10 protein-coding genes are annotated in these 11,020 nt (G+C 57.2%); 8 read left to right on the top strand and 2 right to left on the bottom strand.

Translation table 11 applies throughout. The features are described 5' to 3' along the window. Positions 1 to 6: 6 nt before the first annotated feature. Positions 7 to 1,053: a GTPase ObgE gene (gene obgE / locus ACFQY0_RS01190; protein ID WP_379708226.1), complete on the top strand. Its 1,047-nt coding sequence runs from the start codon at positions 7 to 9 to the stop codon at positions 1,051 to 1,053. Between the two features lie 172 nt (positions 1,054 to 1,225). Beyond that, a complete protein-coding gene (locus tag ACFQY0_RS01195; protein WP_379708228.1) occupies positions 1,226 to 1,651 on the top strand; it encodes a gamma-glutamylcyclotransferase family protein in 426 nt (141 codons plus the stop codon). Between the two features lie 108 nt (positions 1,652 to 1,759). On the opposite strand, the gene ACFQY0_RS01200 is transcribed toward ACFQY0_RS01195, so the two are convergent. Then, positions 1,760 to 2,641: a phosphatidylserine decarboxylase gene (locus tag ACFQY0_RS01200; protein WP_379708230.1), complete on the bottom strand. Its 882-nt coding sequence runs from the start codon at positions 2,639 to 2,641 to the stop codon at positions 1,760 to 1,762. A gap of 258 nt (positions 2,642 to 2,899) precedes the next feature. Between ACFQY0_RS01200 and ACFQY0_RS01205 the strand changes: the two genes are divergently transcribed. Genes ACFQY0_RS01205 through ACFQY0_RS01230 form a run of 6 tightly spaced genes read left to right on the top strand, consistent with a single transcriptional unit; the run spans position 2,900 to position 9,866 of the window. Next, positions 2,900 to 3,529: a hypothetical protein gene (locus tag ACFQY0_RS01205; protein WP_379708232.1), complete on the top strand. Its 630-nt coding sequence runs from the start codon at positions 2,900 to 2,902 to the stop codon at positions 3,527 to 3,529. Positions 3,530 to 3,577: 48 nt separating this feature from the next. Beyond that, positions 3,578 to 4,810 (top strand): cytochrome c biogenesis ResB family protein, encoded by a 1,233-nt coding sequence (locus ACFQY0_RS01210; RefSeq protein ID WP_379708234.1) that lies wholly within the window; start codon positions 3,578 to 3,580, stop codon positions 4,808 to 4,810. 1 nt (position 4,811) lies between these two features. Beyond that, a complete protein-coding gene (locus ACFQY0_RS01215; protein WP_379708236.1) occupies positions 4,812 to 6,815 on the top strand; it encodes a cytochrome c biogenesis protein in 2,004 nt (667 codons plus the stop codon). Positions 6,816 to 6,848: 33 nt separating this feature from the next. After that, positions 6,849 to 8,087 carry a hypothetical protein gene (locus ACFQY0_RS01220; protein WP_379708238.1) on the top strand — a complete coding sequence of 413 codons (1,239 nt, stop codon included), beginning with the start codon at positions 6,849 to 6,851 and terminating at the stop codon, positions 8,085 to 8,087. Beyond that, a complete protein-coding gene (locus tag ACFQY0_RS01225) occupies positions 8,081 to 9,154 on the top strand; it encodes a sensor histidine kinase (RefSeq protein ID WP_379708240.1) in 1,074 nt (357 codons plus the stop codon). The genes ACFQY0_RS01220 and ACFQY0_RS01225 overlap by 7 nt, the downstream gene beginning before the upstream one ends. A 46-nt stretch (positions 9,155 to 9,200) precedes the next feature. Beyond that, positions 9,201 to 9,866 carry a response regulator gene (locus ACFQY0_RS01230; protein ID WP_379708242.1) on the top strand — a complete coding sequence of 222 codons (666 nt, stop codon included), beginning with the start codon at positions 9,201 to 9,203 and terminating at the stop codon, positions 9,864 to 9,866. A 361-nt stretch (positions 9,867 to 10,227) separates the two neighbouring features. On the opposite strand, the gene ACFQY0_RS01235 is transcribed toward ACFQY0_RS01230, so the two are convergent. Further along, positions 10,228 to 11,019, bottom strand: coding sequence for a PEP-CTERM sorting domain-containing protein (locus ACFQY0_RS01235; RefSeq protein WP_379708244.1), 792 nt, complete (start codon positions 11,017 to 11,019; stop codon positions 10,228 to 10,230). Between the last annotated feature and the right edge of the window lies 1 nt (position 11,020).

An 11,020-nucleotide genomic window follows, 5' to 3' on the forward strand; every position in this document is an offset into this window, starting at 1 on the left:
GCAAGCATGTTCATCGATCATATCAGGATTTTCGCCAAAGCAGGCGACGGGGGAGACGGTCACGTTTCCTTCCGTCGTGAGAAGTTCGTCCCCCGTGGTGGACCGGATGGAGGTGACGGTGGCAACGGAGGCCACGTGATCCTGAAGGTCGATTCTTCGACGGATCACCTGCGTCAGTATCATTTCGATCCCAAGCTGATCGCGCCCAACGGCAATCCCGGCGGCAAGCACAAGAAGACCGGCAAGGGCGGCAAAACGATCATTGGCAAGGTGCCACCGGGCACAGTGGTTTACCGCTCGAATGCGAAGAGCATGCAGGAGGCGGTTCAGATGGAGCGCAGTGACGAAGGCATCGATCTGGAGCCGGTCGTGGACTTGACCGAGGAAGGGCAGGAATTCCGGATTTGTGAAGGAGGCATTGGTGGCAAAGGCAACGTGCATTTCAAGACGGCGACCCATCAAACTCCGACCGAGAGCACTCCGGGGACGGAGGGTGAAGTCGGGGTCTATTATTTGGAGCTGCGACGGATCGCCGATGCGGGTCTGGTAGGTTTCCCGAATGCAGGGAAATCGACGCTGATCGGAAAGCTTTCAGAAGCGAAGCCGAAGGTGGCGAACTATCCCTTCACGACGCTGCAGCCGGTGGTCGGCGTGGTGGAGTTTCCGGGATATCGGCGCTGCACCCTGGCGGACATTCCGGGCTTGATCGAAGGGGCGCATGAGAACCGTGGCTTGGGTCACGAGTTCCTGCGTCACATCACCCGCTGTCGGATGCTGCTCTTCGTGGTGGACATCGCGGGGAGTGAAGGACGCGATCCGATTTCTGATCTCCAGATTCTTCGTAAGGAAGTGAAGGAGTATGATGAGGAGTTGGCGAATTTCCCCTGGATGGTAATCGCCAACAAGATGGACGTCGAAGGAGCTGAAGAGAACCTGAAGATTTTCGAGCAACGCTTTCCAAAGATCAAGGTGCTTCCCGTGTCCGCTGAGTCCGGGGAAGGGATGGATGATTTGAGAAACTACCTCGATAACGAAATTGGGTATCGCGGGTGATGATTGGAGCGCGGATCTTTAGTCCGCATTGCCGACGAGGTGAGAAAGTGAGCGTTCCATCGATCGGCCATACTCCAATCGCTGTCCGGGCGGACTAAAGATCCGCGCTCCAATACCTGGAGCAATTGTGGTTGGTGGAGTGAGGAAGAGCCGTTAGAGTGTGGAGGTCGTCATGAGTGAAGAAGCGCATCTCGTTTTTGTTTACGGAACGCTGAGGCGCGGGGCGTCGAATGCGTTTCGGATGGAGGGGGCGGAGTGGCTCTATCCGGGCTTTGTGAAAGGTCGGCTCTACAAGGTGGATTGGTATCCGGCTGTGGTTCTCGATGAGACCGGAGGTAAGGTTGAGGGCGAACTGTGGAGGGTGAGCGAGGATCAGCTCAGGGAGTTGGACGCCTTTGAAGGGGATGAATACCGGCGAACAAAGGTTACGGTTTTCTCCGGGCACTCGGCGCGGGCAGTAAATGAGTGGGATGGAGATCAGACCGAGGCTTGGATTTGGGAGTGGAAGGGTGAGGTCGATTCGCTCGAGTGGATGGAGAGCGGGAATTGGATGCACTTCGAGACGACGGAACCGAGGAAGTTCCATGATGGTGGGTAAAGGGGCGGGATGGCACTGTTGCGCTATCGAGGAACCTGGCGGGTCTAGATTGCAGCAACTGATTGGAGGAGGGGAGTCCTGCGTTGCGGCACGGGGGCGTGCCGCCTCCTAGGCCATCGCGGTCCCAATTTTCGCGTAGAGCTCGATCTGCTTGGCGGTGTTCTCTAACAGGTCGGAGGCGAGGGTGACGGCACCGGGCTCGAAAATGGTAATGGTGGAGGAGCCGCCGAAGGCGAAGTAGCCTTTCTCATCGCCTTTTCTAACAGGTTGACCGGGGGTGTAGGTCTGGTGGATGGAGCCGACGCAGGTGGCGCCGATTTCCAAGCAGAGGACGAGACCGAGATCGGGAGTTTCGAGGCGGGTGATGGTACGCTTGTTTTCCCAGAGGTAGGCGAGGCGGCGACGCAGGGCGATGGGCGAGACGGAGAACAGGGGGCCGTTGATGAGGCGGGTCTCTCCGGGAGTTCCGGCGCAGGGAAAGTGGAAGCGATGGTAGTCGACCGGGCACAGCCGCGAGAGCACGAGGGTGCCGTCGGCGAAGCGTTTGGTGAGCTCGTCGTCGGCAAGCAGCTGACCGAGATCGAAGCGCTGGTTCTTGACGAAAAAGGAGTCGATGGCGCTGATTTTCGGGAATCCGAGATGGCGGCCGTCGGCAGGGAAGACGGCGGGGGCATCGGGATCGATCGGGCGGGCCTCCGGTTTGAGCTTGCGGTAGAAGAACTCGTTGAAGCTGGCGTAGGAATCGGGCGAGTCGGCGAAGTCGGCAGGATCGAGACCGTAGGTTTCGAGGAAGGGGGCGATCTTGGCACGGGTCTTGGGGTCATCCATGCGTTGGCCATACCATTTCGAGAAGGCGGCGCGTTTGACCATCGCGTGAAGCGGAATGGCCCCGAGCGGGTTGGCGTAGGAGAAGTTGAGGAAGCCCTCGCCGTAGACTTTTTCGGTCTCGAGCTGCCCGCTGTGGCGGTTGAAATACTGGATCGGATCCACAGCGGGAGAATGCCGGACAATTGGGATGAGGGAATCACGGAATAGCGGAAATTTCGAGAGTTCTGAGAGGCGGGCGTTAACGAAGGTTTATGGATTCTCCGCTGTTTCTGAAACGCCAAGTCGCCAAGAGCGCCAAGCTCAGTGTCTTTTTTCGATTTCGCGGATTTCCGCGCGATTTTGTTGTCGGCGTTCGGATTCCGACTTTTTGGTTCCCGATCCCCCTTGCTTGTCCTGATTTACGGCGCTATCGGACGCGCGATGAGAATGCTCACTTTGGTGATACCTGCGGCCTTGGCGCTGGGGGCCTGCGAAAAACGGTCCGAGACGACGGCTTCCGAGACGCGGCCGGTGACGATGCGCGATGAGAATCTGAAGTTGGATGCCACGAGCAACGAGCGCTTCGGAAATGGCGCCGGAATGCCGGCTCCTTCGATGCCCGGCATGCCCTCGGGCGAGGCACCGGAGTCTCCTGTTGCGGCGGATCATTTGCCGGAAGGCTGGACCGAGCTGCCGGGAAATGCTTTCCGCCTGCTCAACTACAGCTTTGGAACGGGCGGTGAGGTTTCGGTTTCGATGAGTCGCGGAGGAGTGGTCGACAACGTGAACCGCTGGATGGGACAGTTTGGCAGCCCGGCGATCGATGCGGCGGGGATGGCGGAGTTGGAAAAGGCTTCGGTGGTGGGTTTCGAGGGTGTTTGGCTGAAGGCCGAGGGAGACTACGCTCCGGGGATGGGGCGTCCGAATGTATCCGACTACGCGCTTCGGGGGATCGTGGCCGAGAAAGGCGGCGATATTTTCACCGTGAAAATGGTGGGGCCGGCGGCCGAAGTCGCGGCGGAGGAGGCCAATCTGCGCGCCTTCGTGAGCGGGTTGAAACCGGTTGAATGATCGGAGCATGCCGCGACGTAAGGACGGGGCGTTTTTTCAAAAGATTTCATGAGTCAATCAAGTTCACTGCCCCTCAAGGTGTGGAAGCTGCTGTCCGGATTTGGACTGGCGACGATCCTGCTGGTGCTTCTCGGCATTCTCACCTGGCTGGCGACGCTGGAACAGGTTGAGCACGGTCTGCTGGCGACGCTCGACAAGTACTTTCACTGGCGGGCCTGGTGGGTGCCGGCAGAGCTATGGGTCTTCCCGGAGACTTTGAAGCGCCCCCTGATCATCCCGCTTCCGGGCGGCTACTGGGTCTGTGCCTTGCTCCTCGTGAACATGATCTGCGGCGGTCTGATCCGCGCTCGGAAAGGTTGGAAAACGGCGGGCGTGCTGATCTCCCATTTCGGGATCATTTTCATGATCGCGGCCGGTGGGGTGGCCCAGCTCTATGAAGAGCGCGGGGTGATGATGCTCGTGGAAGGGGATCAGGCGGACTATGCGATCTCGCTGACCGAGCCGACGATTGAGGTGCTGGAGGTCGTCGATGGGAAAGTCAGCGGTGACGTCAGTGTGGCGCGCGGCAAGGAGTTGAGTGGGCTGGAACAAAGGGACAGCCGCTTGGTGAAGTTCCCCGGCGAGCCATTTGATCTGGAGATCACCGGATGGCTGGTCAACGCCCAGGTCCGGCCTGGCGGTGAAGGTTCGCGGAATCCCACGGTGGACGGCTGGACTCTGGAAGAGCGTGAGAAGGAAAAGGAGGGTGAGCTGAATGGACCTGCCTGCTACGCCCGTGCGGTATTTGAGGATGGAACGATGGGTGATTACTTCATTTTGGCCGTGCCGAACGGACGAAGCGGGCTCGATGACTATCCTCCCGTGTCGATCGAAACCGGTGGGAAGAAATTCGCTGTTAGAATGGTGAAGCAAACCATTCCGGTTCCTTTCACGGTGAAGCTTGAAGACGCGGAGTCGGAGTATTATCCGAATTCCAGCAAGCCGAAGTCCTTCCACAGTGACATCCTGCGCATCGACGGTGAGGACGAACCGGTCAGCTTGCGCATCGAGATGAATGAGCCGATGCGAGCCGGAGGATTTACCTTCTTCCAAAGAACGATGGGTGGCGGTCCGCAGATGCAGCAAGGGCCTCAGTTCTCGGGCTTCGAGGTCGTTTCCAATCCGGCGGACAAATGGCCGGAGTACAGTCTTTATGTGGTCACTGTTGGACTGTTGATCCACTTCGTCATGAAATTCTCGTCGTACCTCGGTGCGTCCAACCGTTCCCAAACCAAAGCCTGAGATGAACCAACCCGCTCGCTGGATACTTTTCGGACTCGGCTTGCTGCTCTTCGTAGTGGCTCTGAAGAAGACCTATGATAATGCCACGCCGCCGGATGAAGTCCGGGTGGTGGAAGGCTACAAGCCTTGGGACAAGGAGACGCTTGAACTTGCCGACACCTTGCCGGTCCAAGATGGGGGGCGGATCAAGCCGCTGACGACTTATGCGGGATTTTCCATGCTCCGCATCTATGGGGCGCGCTCGATGGAGATCATGCCCGAAGAGGGTGGGGAGAAGATCCGCATCAAGCCATTGGCGTGGCTGATGGATGTCTTCTTCAGGCCTCAGTATTCGATCCAGATGCCGTCGTTCCGAATCGAGGATTCGGAAATTCTGCGGGCGATCGGTGTGGAGCCGGGTGATCGACGCGACCGCTACAGCTATGAGGACCTCGAGCCGGGCCGGGATCGTTTGTTTGAGCTGGCGAGGGGCTACGGCGAGATTCCTGCCGAGCGTCGCGATGGGATGGAGAAGCAGATCATCGCGCTGGCGAGCAATGTGCAGACCTATGAGCAGTTGCTTGGCACCTTTGGAATGGCCCGCGGCGGACTGGTGATGGAGTCCTTGGGTGGCTCTGATGATCACCCGAAGCGTGCGGATGTGAGCTCGGTGATGGCCACGGCTGAGGTGATTCAGGGAGTGCTCCAGCGAAGCCAGGCAGAGAAGACACCGATTCCTGCCCACGTTCAGAGCCTGCTTGAGCAGATCATCAATGGGGCAAACGCTGCGAAGTTCGGACTCTTTGTCTTTCCTTCCTCGAACGAGGAAGATGAAAAATGGCTGAGTCCGGGGGAGCGCGTGATGAATGTCATGCAGATGAAAACCCGTGAAGCCGAACAGTCGATCAAGGACATCGCGCTGATGGAGGCCACGGCACGGGCCCTGCCCGAGGGTGAAGAGGTGTTCCGCGCCAGGTTCGGCGAGTTCAAGGACAGCGTCGTCGAACGGGCTGAAGCGCGTGGCGAATACGCACAGATCCAGCTTGAGGCTGATTACTATAAAATGAATTGGTTCCTCTATGCGCTGGTCTTTTTCCTGATGGGAACGGTATTGGCGATCGGCATGTGGATGACGGGGCGGACATTGGCAGGGACGATTTTCACCTGGAGTGTGTGGGCGACGACGCTCTGCGGTTTGGTGTTTGTGATCATTCCAATCGTCAAACGCTGCATTATCATGCAACGCCCGCCCGTCGGGAATCTCTACGATACGATCATCTTCATCTGCGCGGCCGTGATCATTCTGGGTGCGCTGATCGAGCTTCTAACAAAGCGTCGCTTCGCGCTCGGAGCGCTGCCGATTGCCGGGGTGATGCTGATCCTGCTGGCGCGCATGTTCGAAGTCGGCGACGCGAAGGATCACATGGACCCGCTGGTGGCAGTGCTGCGCTCGAACTACTGGCTGACGACCCACGTGATCTGCATCACGCTCGGGTATGCCGGCGGCCTGGTGACGGCTTTGCTTGGCATGATCTACGTGCTCTTGCGCGGCTTGCGCCTGGACGGCGGAGACAAGGACCTGCGTCGCTCGTTGACGCGGGCGGTTTACGGGATGGTCTGTTTGACCTTGTTCCTGTCGCTGGTTGGCACCGTGCTCGGTGGCATCTGGGCGAATGATTCCTGGGGTCGCTTCTGGGGATGGGATCCGAAGGAGAATGGCGCGCTATTGATCGTGCTGATGAATCTGGCGATCCTGCACGCGCGTCTTGGTGGCTTCCTCCGGGAGTGGGGGATTCATCTGGCGGCGATCTTCATGGCCGCCGTGGTGACCTTTTCCTGGTGGGGTGTGAATCTCCTCGGCACTGGTTTGCACAGCTATGGTTTCGCCGAGGGAGGGCAGTACATCTGGCTCCTTTACGGCCTCGTCGCCCTGCTGATCGTCTTCGGCCTGATTGCCCGGACCGTGGAGAACTTCCAGGCTTCGGAGGAGAAGTCCTCGAAGGGCTTGAAGGAAGTGGAAGGGTAGGATCAAGGAGAAGCGACATTAGTCGCATCCTCATTGGTCCGCGACTACGGAAGCTCTGATTTAGTCCCGGTAGCCGCCGAGATGGATTTCCGACATTGTCGGTCATGGGTCATCAGCCGGGATTCTTTGAGGACTTCCTCTCAGTTCAGCGCTTCCCTAGAAATTGGCCTTTTTGCGGAAAGTCCCTGGAACAGCCGTCGAGCCGGACCGGAGGGCGGGCGAAAGGGGCTTGGTCGTCATCGTCCAATGAGTGGTGGGCGGAGCGCCATTTTGTGCGATCTGTCCGGAGAAGGGTTGCGGGTCGGGTGGCTGAGCATGTTTCCAGCCTTGATGATGATCGGGTTCGCCATCACCATCAGAGAGTCGATTCGCGACCAGTTCCGAGGGGCTGGCGGAATTATGAAAGCAGCTTATCTATTTTTCGTTTGTTTCGCTCTCTGTTTCATTGGATGCACGAAGACAGATGACTCGTCGATCTCCGCAAAGGAGAGCCGTTTAAAGGCGATTGAATGTGAACTAAAGGAGTTGGCAGATCTAAGCCTTCGCAGCGGTGTGGGTTCAATCGGTTGCCGATCACCTTGGTATAAGGTTGTGGATCACTCGAGTTGGATGGAGATCGATCTGGGGAAAACCCAGAAGATCGATCAGGTGGTGCTGGTTCCGGTATTGCGGAGGGATATTGACGGTAGCTTTCAGGCCGACGCGTTTCCCTTAGTCTTCCAAGTGCTTGCTGGTACTGCTGACGACCCGCATGGCACCGTGCTTGCCGAATACACGGAGTCGGATGCACTTCTGCCTCGGATCGCGCCTCTGGTGGTTCCTTGCGGGGGTGTGATGGCTTCATGGGTAAGGGTTGAGGTCTCCCGCCTCACCCCGCGTGGCTTTGACGGAAGGTATGTGTTTCAGCTCTCGGAATTGCTGGTTTTCAGCGGCCCGGATAATGTCGCTCTCCATCAACCGGTCACCACCTCATTCGAAATGCCTGCTGATGTGTCAGGTGCCTGGGGCCGAAGGTTTTTGGTGGATGGAGCCATGCCCTATGTGATGAACTCCCCTCAAGGGGGACAAAGTCTGGCCTATGTAAGCGATTCCGGTCTGCTGCCTGACATGACATTGGATCTCGGGTCCGAATACCCACTATCGGAAATCCACCTTCATGCAGTGGAACAGGACGATACGGTGCCTCAGGCTTTCGCGGGAGACATGGGAATTCCGAGGCACTTCCGTATTGCCGGGGCGAAACTTCCGGATTTTCGGATGAGACCGTGCTGATCGACTATCGACGGGAAAGCAGCAACGATATCAGCCCCTTCATGATGTGGAACATTCCGGAAACGAATTGTCGGTATGTGAAGCTGTCGGTCATCGAGCCGGGACCTTCGCTCGAGATGCCAGATAGCACGCTGCGGGTCGGCTTTGCCGAGATTGAATTTCTTTCCCATGGGCGAAATGTGGCGCTGGGTCGCGAGGTTACGGTTTCGATCAAATCGAGAGATGTGAATAGAACCCCATCCGCCCTGACCGACGGAGAGAACCTCTACGGGAGAATCCTTCCGCTCCGAAAATGGGTGAATCAATTGGCACGGCGTCACGAGCTGACAAACGAGCGGAGTGCCGTGACCAGCGCCTTGAATCGACAGTATGCGCGACAGAAATCGATCATGACTTTCATGAGTTGGGCGATCCTCGCCTTGGTTTTGATCATTGGATGCGTCATTCTTTACGGGCGCAGCATGAGAATCCGACAGGAAGCGAGAGTTCGTGAACGCATTGCAGCCAATCTCCACGACGAGTTGGGTGCAAATCTTTACGCCATCGGTATGCTCGGTGATATCGCGGAAAATTCGGTGCATTCGCCTGACCGTCTGATTGAAACCGTTAGACGAATCCGCAGTCTCACCCAGCGGACGGGAACCGCCACGCGTATCTGTGCAAACATGATGGAAGCCAGCGATGTGTGCCAGGATCTGGTGGAGGAAATGAAGCGGGATGCCGCCCGTTTGCTGGCGGATCTTGATCACGAAATTTCGTTCGAGGGTGAGGACATATTGAACGGTCTGAAGCGACGCAGACGAGTGGACATCTTCTTGTTCTACAAGGAGTGCCTCACCAACATCATCCGCCACGCGCATGCCAGCCAGGTCTCCATCAGCGTCTCTGCCAATAACCGTGACATCGTAATCACAGTCACTGATGATGGCTGCGGATTCTCCGGTGAGGTTCCCGCTGCCCTTCAGCGACGCGCCCGCCTGATGGGCGGGGTCGTCAGCGTGGAGCATCCCGACTCGGGCGGAACAAGCGTCATATTGCAACTGCAGACTTCACGGTGGTGGAGTTGATCGAGTATCAAGATCCGACGTCCCTCATCAAAAGCCGAAATTTCCAATGACCTCTCCCATCCGAATCATGCTGGTCGAAGACAATTGCGAATACCGCGATGTGATTCACTTTGCTCTCGAGGATGAACCTCAGATGGAAATACTCGCCCAATTCACCACTGCAGAAATGGCACTTGGCAGCCTCAGGGAGGATCAGTCGGCGATCGCTCCTCACATCGTTCTGTTGGACCTGCGCCTGCCTGGAATGAGTGGACTGCAAGCACTTCCCTACTTCAGGGAGAAGGTGCCGAGTGCCAAGATCATCATTCTCAGCCAGTCGGATAGCGAAGCCGATGTCATTCAGGCAATCACCTTGGGAGCAGCGGGCTACCTTCTGAAATCATCCAGCGTCCAACAGCTTAAGGGGGCGATCCGCAGCGTCATCGCCGGTGGTGCCAGCCTGGATCCGACGATCGCCCGCTATCTCGTCGACGTTATCAAATCGAAACCATCCACCGCAGTGATGGATCATCTGCTGACCCATCGGGAGGTTGAAATTCTTGAGTTACTGGCTGATGGGCTGTCGAAAAAGGAAATTTGTGACCGCCTTGGAATCAAGTATCCCACCGTGGACTCTCACGTGCGCCATATTTACGAAAAACTCGACGTCAATAATGCTCCGGCCGCCGTGAGAAGGGCCTACCGGGTCGGCATATTTCCGCCCGAAGTTTAATTTCGGAACGGGAGCCGCTTGCCCGTCGAGGGCATTCGCTTGCCAGAACCAAAAGAAGTAGAGGATATCCGATGGAGTTCAAATGGGTTTCACCGAAGTGTGACGGAGGTCCAATGGTTTGTCATGACATTGGGACCCCCGTTGGCGGAAGTGGTATCGGTCCGACTGATGCTCTAATCTGTGCTGACTGCTCCAAATTGCAGGGTTTTGGCGCTTATGATGGAGGGATAGACTTCGCGTGCTGGATCTGGTGTTGGCTTTAAGTTAATAAAAAGGCGTGGGGCACTGCCGACGCCGTGCCCCACGCAACTGAAAAGTCCCCGAGCTGAACCGGGCGAGGACTTGGATGTAGGAAAGACGTTCAGATCACCCGGCGACGGCGAAGCAGCAGTCCTGAAAGGCCCAAGCCGAGCAGGGCGGCGGAACTCGGTTCGGGAATGGCTTGAATACTCAAATTGTCGATGGAGACCGCGCCGGAGCCATCGGCATTGGCCATGTCGGTAGCGAAGGCGACCTGTATGAAGTCGAAATCGAGGACACTCGTGATGCTTCCCGTCAGCCCTGGGCTTTCATCCACGCTCCAGGAATAGCCCGTGAGGGTGAAGGTCTGGCTGTAGGTGCCCGAGGTATTTTCCGCAAACGAGATTGTATCCGCAGTTCCGTTTCCGGGATCGGCACCGGTAAGGATACTCACGTCGCCAAAATCGGTATCTCCCTGATTTTGAAGTCCCCCATTCTGGGGCTGGGTGTTTCCGATAATCTCGTTCGCATCCGGGGAACCGTTCTGGGTCCAGCCGATGAGATGAAAATAGAGCGACGTTCCGGCACCCACAGTGTAGTCGAACGAGACGCTGATTTGGGTCAAGCCGGCACCCAATCCTAAAGTTGAAATCAACTGACCAACCGGTCCCTCCGAAGCGATTCCCGTCGTGGTGCCGGGGTTTGAAAGCACTCCAGAGCTGATGGTCCAATCGGAGCTGGCGTCCTTATACCAACCAAGATCAATTTGATCATAACGAAAGCGGGCATTGTTTGTGGTGTTTCCTGACGAAAAATTGTCGTCGACGATGGTAGCCGCATTGCTGACTGGAATGAGCACTGCTGGAACGGCGACGGTGGTAAGGAGGAGTTTGATTCTGGAGTTTGTTTTCATA

The sequence above is a fragment of the Haloferula chungangensis genome, assembly GCF_042664875.1.
Lineage (GTDB): Bacteria > Verrucomicrobiota > Verrucomicrobiia > Verrucomicrobiales > Akkermansiaceae > Haloferula > Haloferula chungangensis.

Excerpts from the sequence above, each read along its gene's own strand:
- obgE (WP_379708226.1), top strand. The coding sequence starts at position 7 with ATGTTCATCGATCATATCAGGATTTTCGCCAAAGCAGGCGACGGGGGA.
- ACFQY0_RS01195 (WP_379708228.1), top strand. The coding sequence starts at position 1,226 with ATGAGTGAAGAAGCGCATCTCGTTTTTGTTTACGGAACGCTGAGGCGC.
- ACFQY0_RS01205 (WP_379708232.1), top strand. The coding sequence starts at position 2,900 with ATGAGAATGCTCACTTTGGTGATACCTGCGGCCTTGGCGCTGGGGGCC.
- ACFQY0_RS01210 (WP_379708234.1), top strand. The coding sequence starts at position 3,578 with ATGAGTCAATCAAGTTCACTGCCCCTCAAGGTGTGGAAGCTGCTGTCC.
- ACFQY0_RS01215 (WP_379708236.1), top strand. The coding sequence starts at position 4,812 with ATGAACCAACCCGCTCGCTGGATACTTTTCGGACTCGGCTTGCTGCTC.
- ACFQY0_RS01230 (WP_379708242.1), top strand. The coding sequence starts at position 9,201 with ATGACCTCTCCCATCCGAATCATGCTGGTCGAAGACAATTGCGAATAC.
- ACFQY0_RS01235 (WP_379708244.1), bottom strand. The coding sequence starts at position 11,019 with ATGAAAACAAACTCCAGAATCAAACTCCTCCTTACCACCGTCGCCGTT.